Consider the following 14,367-nt stretch of genomic DNA (forward strand, 5'->3'; position numbering starts at 1 on the left):
GATGCGCAACAAGGACACCTGGTACTTGGACAGCGACCAGCCGTCGCTGAGGATGTGGGTCTTCACCCAGATGACCGTGGGGGCCGCCTATGCCGCCGCCGTCTTCTTCGGGGCGATCGCCATCGTCCTGATCATCCGGGCTATCAGCTACCTGCTTCCCGAAGATCCCTACGCGGCGCTGGAGCACGGACAGCAGCTTCTGACCCTCTTGGCGTGACCGGATCGGGCGGCGGCAGGTCCGCCGCCCCACCGGACGACGAAGTGCTCCCGGTTCTTTTTCCGGCGCCACCCCGCGGCAACCGCGCGCCGGGACGACCCGCTGGCCCTGACCTGCCCCCCACCAGATCCCTCAGTCCGATGTGGCGTTCGCTCAACCGCGAAGGAGCAGACGGTGCGAAAGAGCCGCTTCACGGAGGCGCGGATCATCGGGACGATCACGGAGCAGCACGCCGGGATGCCAGATGCCGACGTCATGGGCTGGCCCCGCGACAGTCTGCAAGCCGAAAGCCGGGCATGGCGGCGTGGACCTGTCCCGGGCCGCGACGCTGAAGGCGCCGGCGGATGAGGACGCCGAGCTCACCCGCCCGCCGGCCGATGCCACGCTGGACAACGTTGCTCCGACCGACCCTCCGGGAGAGAGCTGACGGTGCGCCGTCGGTCCGGGCGACGACGGCGAACGGCCAGGCGGCGAGAGGCAGCTGCGGGCGATGCCGGATCGCAAGATCTCGTAACGCCGGGCCTGCCAGCCTGTCGGTGTCGACCCCAGAACAGTCCGACGCCCACGCCCGCCCCCGAGATCCGCGAGGAAATGAAGGAGAACGCCGGGAAGCGGCGCCGGATCGGCCTTTTGCTGGATCATCGACCACGACAACTGTATCGGCTCTTTCGCGAGGACGGGCTGTCGGTGAAGCGACGACGTGGCCGCAAGCGGGCTTCGGGCACGCGCACGCCGATGCCACGGGCGGCGCATCCCGATGCCCGCTAACCGCTCGACTGCCTGCCGGTCAGCTTCGGCGCCTCTCGCAAGGTCCGCATTCTCGCGGTGATCGACGATTGCTGCCGCGAGAACCGGGCCTGATCGCCGGCACCAGGGCGCCCGTGTCGCCCGCGCGCCGGACGCGCTGGTGCGGATCGGCGCGAAACCCTCTTGCAGTGTCGGCGACAACGGAACGGTGGCGACGAGCCGGGCCATTCTGCAACGGGCCGATCGGAACGCGGTCCCACGGCACGACATCGACCACGGCAAGCCGCAGCAGAATGCCCTTATCGTGTCATTCAACGGCAGCCTGCGCGGCGAGCTGCCGAACGAGGAACTCTTCGACACCCCGGACGATGCCCGGCGAAAACGGGCCCTCCGGCGCACCGGCGACACTGCCGTCAGGCCGCACACCGGACGCCGCTCTCAGCGCCGGGCGCTTGGGCAATTCGACGGCGCCGCGCCCCCGCGCTTGCCCGACACCACCGGTCCGACAACCAATCCCATCCCCGCAAACTCTCCCTATGACCGGCGGACCGGCGGGGGGCAGGCCATCGCCGATGGCCGATACCCGCGAACGGATCCGGGCATGGCAGCACGACGGCAATCACCGCCGACGTCACCCGGGCCCTGGGAACATCCCGCCCGTCGAGTTCGTGGCAAGGATGGGGCTGGCGATGCGCGCCGCGATGCCTCAGAAATCAACCTGCGGACTCTCCGTCAATTCGCAGCAGAGTCGGCTCCCGGTCACCCCATGTTCCGTGCCCTGGCCCGCCGCGCCCATGATCCGTCGATGACCCTTTGACCGGCCCGGCCGGTCCCGCTAGGTCGCCGACCATGACCGAAGCGCGCGCCGACCGTCTTGCCACCGCGATCGTGCTGGGAACCGGCCTTCTCTGGGGGCTGTACTGGCTGCCGGTCCGCGCGCTTTCCGGGGCGGGGCTTCCCGGCGCCTGGGGGACGGTGGCGATCACCCTGGCCGCCGCCGTCCTGCTGTCCCCGGTGGCGATCCTCCGGCGGCGGAGGCTGATCCGGGCCGACCGAGTCGGGCTGCTGTCCTACGCCCTGGGCGGGGCCGCCTTCGCGCTCTATTCCGTCGCCTTCGTCTACGGGATCGTGGCCATCGTCATCCTGCTCTTTTACCTGACCCCCGTCTGGAGCGTGCTGATCGGCCGCTATGCCATGGGCTGGCCGGTCTCGTGGCTGCGTGTCGCGGCGATCGCGGTCGGTCTGGCGGGGCTTGCGGTCATGCTCGGCGCCGACGGGACATCGCCGCTGCCGCGCGGTGCGGGGGAATGGATGGGCCTGGCGGCGGGCGTGATGTGGTCGGTGGGCTCGACGGGTATCCGCGTCCGGTCGAACCTGAAGCCGCCGGAGGCCGCGCTGGTCTTCGCCCTGGGGGCCGCCGTCGCGTCGCTGGCCATCGCGCCGCCGCTCGCGCCCTGGCCCGGCGGCGTCACGGCGGGCGCCGCGGCACTGGCCGTCGTGTCGGGCGGGTGCTGGTGGGTTCTGTCTGTGGCGGCGCTGATGTGGGCCACCGCGCGGCTCGACCCCGCCCGGGTCGGCATCCTGCTCATGGCGGAGGTTCTGGTCGGCGCCGTGTCGGCCGCGATGCTGGCCGGAGAGCGGCTGGGACCGGTCGAACTGGCCGGCGGCGCGCTGGTGCTCTGCGCCGCCGTCCTGGAGGTCTGGCCCGCCCGTCGCCGCCGCCCCGTCAGGTCGGGTAGGTGGTGACGCGCGTGCCGACGGCGACGTTCGGGTAGAGTTCGATCACGTCGTCGTTGGTCAGGCGGATGCAGCCGGAGGACACGGCCTGTCCGATGGTCCAGGGCTGCGACGTTCCGTGGATGCGGTACATCGTGTCCCGCGATCCCTTGTAGAGATACAGCGCACGCGCGCCCAGAGGGTTGTCCGGGCCGCCCGGCACACCGTCGGCGAATTGCGCATAGACCTCCGGCTCGCGCCGGATCATGTTCTGGGTCGGCGTCCAGGACGGCCATTCTTCCTTGCGCTTGATGACCGTGTCGCCGGACATGTTGCGCCCCTCGTCCCCCACGGCGATGTGGTATTCGCGCGCGTAGCCCGGCGCGCGAACGTGGTAGAGGGCGAAATACTCCAGGAACACGTGGATCGTGTCCACCTCCACATCGCGGCGGATCTCCACGTCGCGCGCGGACATCGACGACCGGCTGCGGTGCGGCAGGCCGGCATGGCCGAAAACGGCGCTCGGGGTCAGGACGGCAAGTCCGGTGGCGACGAAATGGCGGCGGGTCAGCATCTGGACTCTCTCTCGGCAGCAACGGAAAGAAGGCTACCATAGCGGAAAGCCATGGCGGAGTCATGCGTTGCGACGCGCCGCCGGTTCGCCCCGTGGCGCCGGCGGTCAGGCGGCGCGCGGAAAGATGCGGTCGCGGTGGGACTCCAGGTAGATCCGCAGCCACGGCGTGTAGCGCGACGGCGCCTCCACCACGTCGCGGAGCAGATCCCGGAGCGCAACCCAGGCCGTGTCCGATACTTCCTCCGGGTTCTCGGTCAGCCCCAGCGCGTCGGTCGCCTCGGCGGTGTAGATATCGACCACCTCATGCTCGACCAGACCGTCGCCGACGTCGGCCCGGTACTCGATCCGGTCGCGATGCGTCAGGGACAGGCCGGTGATGCCCAGCTCCTCCGCCAGCCGCCGGGTGGCGCAGTCCAAGGGGGCTTCGTCCCACGCCGGGTGCGTGCAGCAGGTGTTCGCCCAGAGGCCGGGCGTGTGGTACTTTCCGGCCGCACGGCGTTGCAGCAGCACCCGGTCGCCGGCCATCACGAAGACCGAGATCGCCTTGTGCCGCAGGCCGCGGCGATGCACTTCCAGCTTCTCGACCGGCGTGAGCGTGCCGTCCACCCAGGCCGGGATCATCTGGCTCACGCGTAGGTTTCCGGGACGAGTCGCAACAGATGGGCCACGTTCTTCACTCCGATCTTCAGATGCGCCATGGGGCGGGCACGCACCAGCGCCTTGTTCATATAGGCCTCGAAGGTCAGACGTTGAACATCCCGGTCGTGGCACAGCGACACGAACCGCTCGCGCCGCTCGTCCGAGCGGTAATAGGCGTCCTGCATGGAACGCAGCACGCGAAACACGGTCTTGTGCTCCTTCATGAACAGCTTGCGCGCCAGGGCCAGGTCCGTCGCCCGGCCAGACGCCAGCACCGCTTGCGCCGCCGTTGCCGCCGCGCGCCCGCCCGCCATGGCGTAGTAGATCCCTTCCCCCGAGGATGGGGCGACGACGCCGGCCGCGTCCCCGGCCAGCACCAGGTCGCGCCCGTTGTCCCAGCGGTCGAGCGGCTTCAGCGGGATCGGCGCGCCCTCGCGGCGGATGGTCTCGCAATCGGCCAGGCCCGCGGCGTCGCGCAGCCGCGCCGTCGCCGCTTTCAGGTCCACGCCGTCCACGCCGGTGCCCATGCCGACGCTGGCCTGGCCGCCGTGGGGAAACACCCAGCCGTAGAAATCCGGGCTGACCGACCCGTCGTAGATCACGTCGCAGCGCGCCGGATCGTAGGCCGCCCGCCCCTTCATCTTTCCGGAAATATCCTGGGGGTCCGGGGGCGACGCCCCCGGCGCTGCGCCGGCTCCGCGCCCCGCGGGGGCGGCGATGATCTCATGGTAGGCGATGACGTAGGGGATCGTGTCGCCGCCCGGCACCTCGCCGCGGGCGACCCGGCTCCGCGCGCCGTCGGCGCCGACGATGAGCCGGGTCGGCAGGTGCTTTTCCGCGCCGCTTTCCTTGCAGCGATAGGCGACGGCGGTGGTGTCGCCGCGTTCGATCCGCAGGAACTGCCCGGTGACCCGCACCGCCCCCGCCGCCACCGCGCGGGTGCGCAGGTATTCGTCGAACGGGCCACGGTCGACCATGCCGACGAACCCGTTCTCGATCGGGATATCGACCGAGCGTCCGGTGGGAGAGACCATGCGCGCGGTGGTGATCCGCGCCACGATCTGGTCGTCGGGGATGGCGAAGTCCCGGATCAGCCGGGGCGGGATGGCGCCGCCGCAGGGCTTGATCTTGCCGGCCTTGTCCAGCAGCGCCACCCGGTGCCCGGCGCGGGCCAGATCCTCGGCCGCGATCGCACCCGCCGGGCCGCCGCCCACCACGACAACGTCATACATGCGCCTGTCCTCCAAGTGCGGGCGCCGGACGCCCGCTGGCCATGATCCGCGCCGCCATCAGGGCGGCGAGGCAGAAAACGACGGCTTCGGCCGCGAATACCGCGCCGAAGGCCGCGGCCGTGTCGATGCGCGTCCGCAGCAGGTCCACCGCGGCCGCGCCGACCAGACCGCCGAAGCCCGCGGCGATGGCCTGCGCCGCGCCCCACAGGCCCATGCGCGTGCCCTCGCGCGCCGCGCGGCCCTCACCGGCCAGCTGCATCATCGCGCCGATGGCCGCGACCGCGAACATGCCGTTGAAAACGCCCAGAGCCACCGTGGCGGGCAGCAGCAGCCGCGCCAGCCCCGTCTGACCCAGCGCCGCAATTCCCAGCAGCGCCAGCGCCGAGCCCGCGCAGCCCGCCACCACCCAGTCCCGGAGCGCGCCGCGCCGAAATCCGGTGGCCATGACGCCGACCAGCAGCATGCCCGCGAACACCCCGCCGTTCTGGGCCCCCGACAGCGTGGTGGACTGGCCCGGCGTGAAGCCGAAGACAAGGCCCGCGTAGGGTTCCAGGATCAGTTCCTGCATGAAGTACGCCGTCATCGACAGGAACACGAAGAGCGTGAAGGCGCGGGCGCGGGGTTCGGCCCAGATCTCGGTCAGACCCTGCCGGAACGGCATGGGCTCAGGCTGCGGGCGGGTGGTGCAGCGCGCCTCGATCCCCCAGGCGGCGAGGGCCGAGAGGGCCAGCGCGACCAGGCCGACCCCGGCCACGATCTTCAGCAGCCTCGCGTGCGAATAGGGGTCGAGCAGGCCGCCGACGATCCCGGCCGTCATGGCGATGCCGAAGATCATCATCAGCCAGGTGATTGTCGCCGCCGCGGCCCGCCGGTGCGGCGCCGTGGCCGTGGCGAGCAGCGCCAGGAGCGACGTGCCGGAGGCCCCCACCCCCAGCCCGATCAGCGCGTAGGACAGGGCCGACACCGTGAGCCCGAGCGCCAGCGACCGCTCCAGCGCCACGATCCCCAGCGCCGCGCCGAAGGCGCCCGCGCCCAGGATCGCCACGCCGCCGACGATCCAGCGGGTGCGGCGGCCGCCGGTGTCGGACAGGAACCCCCAGCTGGGCCGGGTGATCTGGATCCCGTAATGCAGCGCCACCAGCGCGCCGGGCAGGACGGCGGGCAGCGCCAGCTCGACCACCATCAGCCGGTTGAGCGTCGAGGTCGTCAGCACCACGATGGCGCCCAGGCACATCTGCACCAGCCCCAGCCGCGCGATGGACACCCATGACAGCGTCACGCCGCCAGACCCCGGATCGCGACGGCCGCCACCATCATCCCCGCGACATAGAGCGGCACGCCGGTCCCGGAGTAGGACAGCGCCCGCGCGACCGGTGCCGCGACGAACCGCCGCATCAGCACGAGCTGTGCCGCCAGCAGCGCCGCGATGGCCAGCGCGAAGACCGGCCTGCCCCAGATCGCCAGGAGCGAGATCACCATGAGCTGCGGCAGCACCATGACCGTGCAGGCCAGCCGCGCGGCCACGTCCGGACCCTTGACCGCCGGAAGCGAGCGGATGCCCATGGCGCGGTCGCCCGCGATCGCCTTGAAGTCGTTCAGGACCATGATCCCCTGCGCGCCCACCGCGTAGAGGAAGGCCATGAGGACGATATAGACCGACGGCGCACCGGCCAGGATCACCGCGGCACCGGTGAACCAGGGCAGCCCCTCATAGGCGAAGGCGACCAGCATCGGCCCCCACCAGCCCGACCGCTTGAGGCGCACCGGCTCGGCCGAATAGGCCCATGCGGCGGCCACGGCGACGACGGTGGCGCCGAAGCCCCAGGGCCCCAGGCCCCATCCCAGCAGCAGCGCCAGCGCCGACATGGCCAGCGCGATCCACAGGCCCCAGCGCCCTGGCACGCGGCCAGAGGGGATCGGGCGGTCGGGTTCGTTGATGGCGTCCACATGCCGGTCGCACCAGTCGTTGGCGGCCTGGCTCATCCCGCAGACCACCGGCCCGGCCAGGATCACGCCCAGCAGTACCGGCGTCCAGTCCGACGGCCACAGCCCCGCCGACACGACCCCGCAGAGATAGGCCCACATGGGCGGAAACCAGGTGATCGGCTTCAGAAGCGTCAGCAGGGCCGCGGGCTCCGGCAGACGGCGCGACTCGTGTAAGTCCAGGTTGACACTCATCTGTCAAGCGAACACCAAATCCGCGACCCTCGCAAGGGGTTCGGTGGCGCCCGCCGGTCCCTCCCGGCGGCCGGCCCGGCGCGCCGTCGTCGCGGCGGGCAGGGCCTCACGCGACCGTGACGGCGATGGCGCGACGGAACCGGACGGGCGGCCCCGTAACAGGCACGTCGCCGGGACAAGGCGGCGCAACCATGAACCCTGGAGAGTATCAATGATCCGCAACACGATTTTCGCCCTGCTGGCAGGCACCGTCCTGGCCGGCGCGAGTTTCGCGCAAGACACCGCCCCGGCCGGCGACGCCGGTCCGGAGCGCCCGAACCCGGTCCTGCGCCTGGACGCCGACGGCGACGGGCAGGTGACGCTGCAAGAGGCGCAGACCGCCATGCGCGCCAACCCGCTCGCCCGCGCCGACGCCGACGGCGACGGCAACGTGACCCGGCAGGAGGCGGTCGCCATGGCCGCGACCGAGGCCTCCGACCGGGCCTCCGACCGGGCCGGCGCGATGTTCGACCGGCTCGACGAGGACGGCAACGGCCGGATCGCCGTGGACGACCTGCCGCAGCCGCGCGGCGACCGGGGCGACCGGGTCGAGCGGATGTTCGCGCGGGCCGATGCGGATGGCGACGGGGTGCTTACGGCAGGGGAGATCGCGGATATGCCTGACCGGCCGATGCGCGACGGGCGCGGCGGCCACGGCCGCAAGGGCGATCGCGGCTGATCGGAGCCGGGGGCGGGCCGTACCGGGCCCGCTCTCCACCGAAGCGGGAGACGCCATGACCGAGCCCAGCGACGAGGCGCTGCTGGCGGCCTATGCCGCGGGCGACATGGCGGCGGCCGCCCCCCTGGCCCGCCGCCATGCGCCGCGGGTGCTGGCGGTGGCGCGGCGGATGCTGGGCGACGCGGCGGAGGCCGAGGACATCACCCAGGAGGCCCTGCTGCGGCTCTGGCGGATCGCCCCGGACTGGGAGCCGGGGCGGGCGCGGGTGTCCACCTGGCTCTACCGGGTGGCGGCGAACCTGTGTACCGACCGGCTGCGGGCGCGCCGTCCGACCGAGACGCTGGAGGGCGCGAACATCCCCGCGGCGCCTGGCGGCGGCGCGGCGGCGGGGCTGCAGGAGGGCCAGCGGCGGATGGCGCTGGAGGACGCGCTCGCGCGCTTGCCGGAGCGGCAGCGGCTGGCGGTGGTGCTGCGCCACATAGAGGAATTGCCCAACCCCGAGGTCGCCGCCACCATGGGCATCAGCGTCGAGGCGGTCGAAAGCCTGACCGCGCGCGGCCGGGCGGCGCTGGGGCGGATGCTGGCAGGGCGGAGGGAGGCCTTGGGCTATGTCGACGAGTGACGACGATCTGATCGCGGGGCTGCGCGCCCTGAAGGGGCGCGGTGCGCCGGACGCGCTGCTGGCGCGGGTGGCCGCGGATGCGGCGCTGGAGGCCGCGCGGCGGTCCCGTCCGGTGCCGTCGGCGCTGCTGATGGCGCGGATCGCGCGGGACGCGCGGAGGGTCGCGGCGGGGCGGCGCCGCTCCGGCCGGCTCGCGCTGGGCGGGCTGGCGGCGGCCTGCCTGGTGGGGGTGGTCCTGGGCGCGGTCGATCCCGGCGGCATGGTCTCTGGCGCGCTGCCCTCCGGCGTCGCGGTCGAGGACCTGGGCGGCGGCTACGAGTTCCAATACGCGGATCTTGCGCAATGACGGCCCCGGGGACACGGCGGCGTCTGTGGCGCGCGGTGCTGTGGCTGTCGCTGGCCGGCAATCTGCTGGTGGCGGGGCTGGTCGCCGGGGCGGCGTTCCAGCGCGGTGGCGAGAGCGGTGCGCACCGGGGCACGCCCGGACCGCTGGCGCCGCTGGTCATGGCCCTGCCCGACCGGGACCGGCGCGCCGTCGTCGAGGCGTTCCGGCAGGCGCGCGGCGGCGGCGGACGGGACGAGCGGCGCCAGCGCGTCGCGGCGCTGCTCGACGCGCTGGCGGCAGAGCCGTTCGACCCGCAGGCGGTGCGCGCGGAACTGGCCTGGCAGCGCCGTGGGACGGAGGACCGTCTGCGCCGGGCAGAGGCTCTGCTGGTCCAACGCCTGTCCCGGATGACGCCTGAGGAGCGCCGGGCCTATGCCGACGCGCTGGGCGGACGGATCCGCGGCCGCTGAGCGCGCGCGGGGCCTTCCCCCGGCCGCCGAAACCGGCTAGGCAGATCGGGACCAGAGGCTGAGGGCGCCGCCGCAGGTGCCGAAGGAGAATGTGACATGGCGACCCAGACCGCGACCCGTTCCGCCACCGGCACCCTTGGTCCGGCCGCGCTGGCCGCCGCGATCGGGCTGGCGCTGATCGCGCTGTCCGGCGTCGTCCAGGCCGATGCGCTGCACGATGCCGCCCATGACGTGCGTCACGCCACCGGCTTTCCCTGCCACTGACCCCAATGCTGGGACGTATCCTGAGCGCCGGGCTGATCGCGGGCTTCTGCGCCGGGGTGGTCGCGGCGCTGCTGCAGCTTGCGCTGCTGCAACCGGTCCTGCTGACCGCCGAACTCTATGAGACCGGGCAGCTTGCCCCCGGCGCCGCCCCCGTCGTTCCCGGTGTCGGGTTCGATCCGCTGCGCGACGGGCTGAGCGTGCTGTTCTCTGCCCTGCTCTACGCGGGATACGGGCTGGTGCTCACCGCCCTCATGTCCGTCGCGGCCGAGCGGGGCTGGGCGCGGGTGGACGGTCGCGCGGGGATGATCTGGGGCGCGGCGGGCTTCGTGACCATGCAACTGGCCCCGGCCCTGGGCGCGCCGCCGGAGCTTCCCGGCATGTCCGCCGCCGCGCTGGAGCCGCGCCAGGTCTGGTGGGCGGTCACGGTCGCGGCGACCGGCCTTGGCTGCGCGCTGATCGGCTTCGGGCGCGGCTGGCTCTTCTGGGGAGGCGGGATCGCCCTTCTGGCCGTGCCGCATCTGATCGGCGCGCCCGCCCCCGTCGGCATGGCCGGACCGGTCCCTCCGGAACTGGCGGCGCGGTTCGCGGCGCGGGCGCTGGGGGTTGGGCTGGCGGCGTGGATCTGCCTCGGCGCGCTTGCCGGGCGGCTCTGTGCACAGGATGGCGTTGCATTCCGTCCCGCGCGCGCCTGACGCCGGTCGCGCCCGGTCCGAAGAACGGCGGGCGCCGGACCTCGCCGCCGCGGGTATGAGCCGGTGTGTGCTTTCCCCTGTTCTGTCACCGGGTTTCGGTGGGTTTGTCGCTGGAAGAGACCGGAAGTCCGGCTCCTATCCGGAATGGTGTGACACCGGATAAGGTCAGGATGGGGGTGCGGGCTTTCGCCGGGTGGTCCGGCAGGCGTGGACGGCGGAGCGGCGGTCGGGTGGGACGTGGCCACGGCGTTTGCGACCTGCGCGGACGTCATGCGGTCGATCCGGTCGCTGGCGAAGGCGCGCGGGTCCGGGTCCTATGTCGATCCGGCGCGGCCGTCGGGATCGGTGCGCGCGCCGGTGCTCCTCGGGCGGTGTGGCGGGCGGGGTGAACGGGGTGTTTCGGGGGCGTCGAACGTCCCGTTCACGGGCGGCGTCGGGCGCGGCCCGGACGGTTGCCAGCGCGGCGGCGGCGTCGTCCACGGCCGCGAGGGCCGCAGGCCGTGCGCCGGATCCGTCGGGGCGCCAGGCAACGCGCCGGATCCGTCGGGGGCCGCGGCGGTCATCCGCGGCGCACGGGCCCGACCGACCGCGCGGCTGCCCTTGCAGGACATCGAGCGCCATTCCGGGCCGCGTCGATACGTGCCGCGCCCGTCATGGCGACGCCCTCCGGACGCAGGGCCCGTGCCGGCGCCCCGAATGCCGAAGCGGCATGTGCGGGTGCCTTCGCGCGCTGCTCGTCGCGTTCGGACATGCCGCGGATCTGCGGACAAGGCGGCACGGGAGGCGCCGAACCTGGCGGACCGGGGCGAGCGATGGACGCGCTCCGTTCGGCCCGCACGCCTCCCGAACCCGAACCCGGACCCGGACCCGGCCGCGTGTCGCCCCCGGCCCGCGGCCGGCGATGGGTCAGCCGAAGGCGCTCGGCCCGAGGGTCGAGCCGGCGGCAGGGCGCGGCGGTGCCGGCATCCACCTGAGCCGCGCCGGGTGCGCGCGGGCGCGGCGGCGGCGTCGTCCACGGCCGCGAGGGCCGCAGGCCGTGCGCCGGATCCGTCGGGGGCCGCGGCGGTCATCCGCGGCGCGCGGGCGCGGCCGGCGCTGCGGCTCGGACAGCTTCGCGACGGGCGCGGCGGTGCCGGCGTCGATATGCGCCGGGCCGGATGCGCGCGGGCGCGGCCGGTGCTGCGGTTCGGACAGCTTCGCGAACGGCGCGGCCGAGGATGAGAGGAACTCGTCGAAACTGTCGGGCGACTGGCGGCGGAGCGCCCCCAATCGCGCATCGCGGGCGTGATGTGGCCCGCGGCGGTTGCCGCGTCCACGCGGGCCTCGGCCTCGTGGCCGGACATGCGGGCGGACCGGTTGCGATGGGCGCGCATCCGCTCGGCGACGGCTGCGACGGGCGCGGAGCGGGCCGGGTCCGGAGCGGCGCGGTTCGCGGACATCCTTTCGTCCGGGACGGCGCGGATCGCGTCGATGCCTGCATCCCCGGGCCGAGGGCGGCGGCGATCCGGGCGCGGCCGGCCGGTCGGGTCCCGGGGTCCGTGGCGGTCTTTCGGCGGGACAGGGCGGTGAGCTCGAGGGTCGTCGCGCGGACGAGACCCGCGCCCTTGACGCGCGGGATCTTGCCGTCGGGGCGGGGGTGGAGACGGGGCTCGGGCAGCGGTCCTCCCGCGCCGCGATCAGCTCTCACGCCCGCGCCGTCCGCCCGTCGCGGCCCCGGAGCCCGTCCGGCCCGGCGACCGGTTCCCCGATCCGGCCCGCGGCCGGGACCGGCCCGTTCTTGCGAAGCGCGAGGTGGACCGACGGGTGCGCATGGTCCACGGACGGGTCCGCACCCCGGTCGCGGGTGCGCCGGATGACCGCGGCCGGATCGTCCGTCCGGTCGCGCCGCCCGTCGCGGCCCCGGAGCCCGTCCGGCCCGGCGACCGGTTCCCCGATCCGGCCCGCGGCCGGGACCGGCCCGTTCTTGCGAAGCGCGAGGTGGGCCGAGGGGTGCGCATGGTCCACGGACGGGTCCACACCCCGGTCGCGGGTGCGCCGGATGACCGCGGCCGGATCGTCCGTCCGGTCGCGCCGCCCGGCACGGCTTGCCGGAGCGATGTTCGCGCCGGTGCTCCTCGGGCGTTGTGGCGGGCGGCTTGAACGGAGTGTTTCGGGGGCGTTGAACATCCCCTTCAAGGGCGGATGCAAGAGCGGCGCGAGCGGTGGCCAGCGCGGCTGCGGCCTCATCCAGAGCGGCGAGGGCCTTAGTCATCGGATCGGGCGTATCGGTCACGTCTTGGCTCTATTGGTAGGGCGGCACGGGAGACGCGCCGACCGGGATGAGGTGGACGGGCCGGGTCCGCGCCGTGCCGTCCGGCAGGCGCTGCGCTTGGCGGATGGCGGTCGGGGCGGCCATGGTCGGCCCGCCGGGAACGGCGTCACGACCGGCTCGGCCGTCGCCTTGCGGGGTGGAACCGGATCCACCCGACCCCGGCATTCGCCCCGGCATCGCGGGCGCGGTCCTCCATCTCCCGCCGGTCTCGGTCAGCTCGGTATCGAGGATGTGCAGCGCGTCGTCTTCCAGCTCCGGCGGGACGACCACGGTGTTCGGCGGGACGCCCGGGATGCGGCCCTTGCCGCGCGGGCGCCTCATCGCGGTGCGGGCGGAGACCTCGTTCCGGACCCGTGCGCGGGGCCTTCGAGGCGAAGCCGAGATGCCACGGGCCGAAGCCCGCATGCACCCGCGCGCGGACGCCGCAGAGGACCTCGCCGGTCATGAAGACATGCGCATCGCCGGGGCGGTTGATCGCGTTGAACCCGTCCCGGTCGAGCCGTGGATCCGGTCACACCCGCCATGTGAACGCGCGTCGCGCGGGCGTGCTCTTCGGACAGGTGCAGCTTGCCTTTCGCGACATGCAGCAGCGCGATCTGCCGCCTGGCGATGCTCATGGCGCGGGCGTGTCGAAGAGATACCAGGCCGGACCCGGCGTGCCGGACGTGCCGCCATCGCAATTGCCGACGGTCCGCATCCACGGTCGGGCGATCGGCGTCGAAGACCGCCTGACCGTCATGGCAGAGCGCCGAGGCTCCGGGTTCCAGCAGGCCGTAGAGGGGCTCTTCGGGMGGCAGCCGCGCGGTGTGGCCCGTCCCGGCGATCATCGGCTTGAAGATGCCCAGGCGGTCGGAGACATCCTCGCGCCGGATGTTCAAGGCGCTCTCGAACTTGCGGTTCGCGCTCGTGTAGGACTGCGCCTCGATGTCCTTCAGCACGCGCCCGCCGCCCGGCCATTCGCGCATCTGCGGGAACTGGCCGAGCCAGCCGTAGGTCTCCTCTCGCACGGCCGAGGGCACGGTCATGGCGATCTTGTCCCAGGTGACGGGGGCCTTGGTGCAGGCGTCGGTATAGACGGTCTTGAAGCCCCTGTAGGCGAGGTCGAGGTTCTGGCTGTTGACGATCATCGGTGGGTCCTGTCGGTGGTCGGGGTGAGGTCATGGCCGTGGGCGCGAAGCCGCGCGCGGTAGCGGGTGACGGTCCGGGTGTCGATGCCCAGGGCAGAGGCGATCCGGTCAGTGCTGTGGCCGTTCCGGCTGGTGCGCAGCACCGCCCGGGCGGCGCGGATGTTGCGCCGGGCGGGGCCGAGCGGGACGAAGAGCTGGCCGAAGCCCGGCCGGTCGCTCAGCCAGAGGATGGCGGTCGCATGCGGGTCGTCCGGCCGGGCTCGGTCGGTCCGGGGAAGATCGACGCGCTGGCCGGCGTGCCGGACCCGGCGTGTGCGGCACGTCTCGACGCCCAGCTCCGCCTCCATGGCGGGGATCAGCCCAGGGATGTCGAAGCCCATGGACCGCGCTTCGGCGCAGCTCGGGATCGGAAGGTCGGAGGGGTCCGGATATATGCCCGGAGGTATGTGGCATCGGCCGACACATGTCTCCGCCGACAGGTGTCGGGGGCGCGTCCGGAGGGGCGGAAAGGTCCCTCCCGGCACAGAGCCGGCGC

General features: G+C 73.3%; 17 protein-coding genes and 2 pseudogenes. 9 read left to right on the forward strand and 10 right to left on the reverse strand.

All coding sequences use genetic code 11. The annotated features are described in order from the left end of the window. Window position 1 precedes the first annotated feature (1 nt). The 3 genes and pseudogenes from pufX (at window position 2) to KW83_RS09475 (ending at window position 2,710) form a co-directional block, all read left to right on the forward strand. Entirely contained in the window at window positions 2-217 is a 216-nt protein-coding gene (pufX, locus tag KW83_RS09465) for an RC-LH1 core complex protein PufX (protein WP_036177774.1), read from the forward strand. A 174-nt stretch (window positions 218-391) separates the two neighbouring features. Next, window positions 392-1,481: pseudogene (locus KW83_RS19855) on the forward strand (integrase core domain-containing protein); the annotation flags it as partial. Window positions 1,482-1,813: 332 nt separating this feature from the next. Beyond that, entirely contained in the window at window positions 1,814-2,710 is an 897-nt protein-coding gene (locus KW83_RS09475) for a DMT family transporter (RefSeq protein WP_036177776.1), read from the forward strand. On the opposite strand, the gene KW83_RS09480 is transcribed toward KW83_RS09475, so the two are convergent. The 5 genes from KW83_RS09480 to chlG all read right to left on the reverse strand — a co-directional run bounded on the left by KW83_RS09480 (window position 2,691) and on the right by chlG (window position 7,303). Next, the gene (locus KW83_RS09480; protein ID WP_081904542.1) at window positions 2,691-3,254 is read right to left on the reverse strand and encodes a L,D-transpeptidase; all 564 of its coding nucleotides are present in this window, start codon (window positions 3,252-3,254) and stop codon (window positions 2,691-2,693) included. The genes KW83_RS09475 and KW83_RS09480 overlap by 20 nt on opposite strands. A gap of 105 nt (window positions 3,255-3,359) precedes the next feature. Then, entirely contained in the window at window positions 3,360-3,884 is a 525-nt protein-coding gene (idi, locus tag KW83_RS09485; protein WP_036177777.1) for an isopentenyl-diphosphate Delta-isomerase, read from the reverse strand. Beyond that, the gene (locus tag KW83_RS09490; protein ID WP_036177779.1) at window positions 3,881-5,125 is read right to left on the reverse strand and encodes an FAD-dependent monooxygenase; all 1,245 of its coding nucleotides are present in this window, start codon (window positions 5,123-5,125) and stop codon (window positions 3,881-3,883) included. The genes idi and KW83_RS09490 overlap by 4 nt, the downstream gene beginning before the upstream one ends. Further along, entirely contained in the window at window positions 5,118-6,404 is a 1,287-nt protein-coding gene (locus KW83_RS09495; protein WP_036177781.1) for a BCD family MFS transporter, read from the reverse strand. Before KW83_RS09495 ends, KW83_RS09490 begins: the two co-directional genes overlap by 8 nt. After that, on the reverse strand, window positions 6,401-7,303 hold the full coding sequence (chlG, locus tag KW83_RS09500; RefSeq protein WP_036177783.1) for a chlorophyll synthase ChlG: 903 nt from the start codon (window positions 7,301-7,303) through the stop codon (window positions 6,401-6,403). The genes KW83_RS09495 and chlG overlap by 4 nt, the downstream gene beginning before the upstream one ends. Window positions 7,304-7,514: 211 nt before the next feature. Here chlG and KW83_RS20935 point away from each other — a divergent pair, with 211 nt between their 5' ends. From KW83_RS20935 to KW83_RS09525, 6 genes are all read left to right on the forward strand, one after another. After that, window positions 7,515-8,021 carry an EF-hand domain-containing protein gene (locus KW83_RS20935; RefSeq protein WP_051928403.1) on the forward strand — a complete coding sequence of 169 codons (507 nt, stop codon included), beginning with the start codon at window positions 7,515-7,517 and terminating at the stop codon, window positions 8,019-8,021. A gap of 55 nt (window positions 8,022-8,076) precedes the next feature. Further along, the gene (locus tag KW83_RS09510) at window positions 8,077-8,643 is read left to right on the forward strand and encodes a sigma-70 family RNA polymerase sigma factor (protein WP_036177785.1); all 567 of its coding nucleotides are present in this window, start codon (window positions 8,077-8,079) and stop codon (window positions 8,641-8,643) included. Next, window positions 8,630-8,989, forward strand: coding sequence for a hypothetical protein (locus KW83_RS09515; RefSeq protein ID WP_036177787.1), 360 nt, complete (start codon window positions 8,630-8,632; stop codon window positions 8,987-8,989). Before KW83_RS09510 ends, KW83_RS09515 begins: the two co-directional genes overlap by 14 nt. Beyond that, window positions 8,986-9,438 (forward strand): periplasmic heavy metal sensor, encoded by a 453-nt coding sequence (locus KW83_RS09520; RefSeq protein ID WP_051928404.1) that lies wholly within the window; start codon window positions 8,986-8,988, stop codon window positions 9,436-9,438. The genes KW83_RS09515 and KW83_RS09520 overlap by 4 nt, the downstream gene beginning before the upstream one ends. 96 nt (window positions 9,439-9,534) lie before the next feature. Next, the gene (locus KW83_RS19860) at window positions 9,535-9,702 is read left to right on the forward strand and encodes a CbtB domain-containing protein (RefSeq protein ID WP_081904544.1); all 168 of its coding nucleotides are present in this window, start codon (window positions 9,535-9,537) and stop codon (window positions 9,700-9,702) included. A gap of 5 nt (window positions 9,703-9,707) precedes the next feature. After that, complete coding sequence (locus tag KW83_RS09525; protein WP_036177788.1) at window positions 9,708-10,394, forward strand: CbtA family protein; 687 nt, start codon at window positions 9,708-9,710, stop codon at window positions 10,392-10,394. 314 nt (window positions 10,395-10,708) lie between these two features. On the opposite strand, the gene KW83_RS21910 is transcribed toward KW83_RS09525, so the two are convergent. The 5 genes and pseudogenes from KW83_RS21910 to KW83_RS09550 all read right to left on the reverse strand — a co-directional run bounded on the left by KW83_RS21910 (window position 10,709) and on the right by KW83_RS09550 (window position 14,212). Continuing rightward, window positions 10,709-11,833, reverse strand: a complete 1,125-nt coding sequence (locus KW83_RS21910) for a phage protease (RefSeq protein WP_152563545.1) — start codon at window positions 11,831-11,833, stop codon at window positions 10,709-10,711. A gap of 244 nt (window positions 11,834-12,077) precedes the next feature. Next, window positions 12,078-12,398, reverse strand: a complete 321-nt coding sequence (locus KW83_RS09535) for a hypothetical protein (RefSeq protein ID WP_152563546.1) — start codon at window positions 12,396-12,398, stop codon at window positions 12,078-12,080. Window positions 12,399-12,811: 413 nt separating this feature from the next. Continuing rightward, entirely contained in the window at window positions 12,812-13,150 is a 339-nt protein-coding gene (locus KW83_RS21915) for a hypothetical protein (RefSeq protein ID WP_152563547.1), read from the reverse strand. A gap of 250 nt (window positions 13,151-13,400) precedes the next feature. Continuing rightward, window positions 13,401-13,832 (reverse strand): annotated as a pseudogene (locus KW83_RS21920) (Mu-like prophage major head subunit gpT family protein); the annotation flags it as partial. Further along, window positions 13,829-14,212 carry a helix-turn-helix domain-containing protein gene (locus KW83_RS09550; RefSeq protein WP_036176413.1) on the reverse strand — a complete coding sequence of 128 codons (384 nt, stop codon included), beginning with the start codon at window positions 14,210-14,212 and terminating at the stop codon, window positions 13,829-13,831. The gene KW83_RS09550 and the pseudogene KW83_RS21920, both read right to left, overlap by 4 nt. Between the last annotated feature and the right edge of the window lie 155 nt (window positions 14,213-14,367).

The organism is Palleronia rufa, assembly GCF_000743715.1.
In the GTDB taxonomy this organism is placed as follows: Bacteria; Pseudomonadota; Alphaproteobacteria; order Rhodobacterales; family Rhodobacteraceae; genus Palleronia; species Palleronia rufa.

Bases quoted from the DNA above. Each gene is read 5' to 3' on its own strand.
- pufX (WP_036177774.1), top strand. From the start codon at position 2: ATGCGCAACAAGGACACCTGGTACTTGGACAGCGACCAGCCGTCGCTG.
- KW83_RS09475 (WP_036177776.1), top strand. From the start codon at position 1,814: ATGACCGAAGCGCGCGCCGACCGTCTTGCCACCGCGATCGTGCTGGGA.
- KW83_RS09480 (WP_081904542.1), bottom strand. From the start codon at position 3,254: ATGCTGACCCGCCGCCATTTCGTCGCCACCGGACTTGCCGTCCTGACC.
- KW83_RS09490 (WP_036177779.1), bottom strand. From the start codon at position 5,125: ATGTATGACGTTGTCGTGGTGGGCGGCGGCCCGGCGGGTGCGATCGCG.
- chlG (WP_036177783.1), bottom strand. From the start codon at position 7,303: ATGAGTGTCAACCTGGACTTACACGAGTCGCGCCGTCTGCCGGAGCCC.
- KW83_RS20935 (WP_051928403.1), top strand. From the start codon at position 7,515: ATGATCCGCAACACGATTTTCGCCCTGCTGGCAGGCACCGTCCTGGCC.
- KW83_RS09510 (WP_036177785.1), top strand. From the start codon at position 8,077: ATGACCGAGCCCAGCGACGAGGCGCTGCTGGCGGCCTATGCCGCGGGC.
- KW83_RS09515 (WP_036177787.1), top strand. From the start codon at position 8,630: ATGTCGACGAGTGACGACGATCTGATCGCGGGGCTGCGCGCCCTGAAG.
- KW83_RS09520 (WP_051928404.1), top strand. From the start codon at position 8,986: ATGACGGCCCCGGGGACACGGCGGCGTCTGTGGCGCGCGGTGCTGTGG.
- KW83_RS19860 (WP_081904544.1), top strand. From the start codon at position 9,535: ATGGCGACCCAGACCGCGACCCGTTCCGCCACCGGCACCCTTGGTCCG.
- KW83_RS09525 (WP_036177788.1), top strand. From the start codon at position 9,708: ATGCTGGGACGTATCCTGAGCGCCGGGCTGATCGCGGGCTTCTGCGCC.
- KW83_RS21910 (WP_152563545.1), bottom strand. From the start codon at position 11,833: ATGTCCGCGAACCGCGCCGCTCCGGACCCGGCCCGCTCCGCGCCCGTC.
- KW83_RS21915 (WP_152563547.1), bottom strand. From the start codon at position 13,150: ATGACCGGCGAGGTCCTCTGCGGCGTCCGCGCGCGGGTGCATGCGGGC.
- KW83_RS09550 (WP_036176413.1), bottom strand. From the start codon at position 14,212: ATGGGCTTCGACATCCCTGGGCTGATCCCCGCCATGGAGGCGGAGCTG.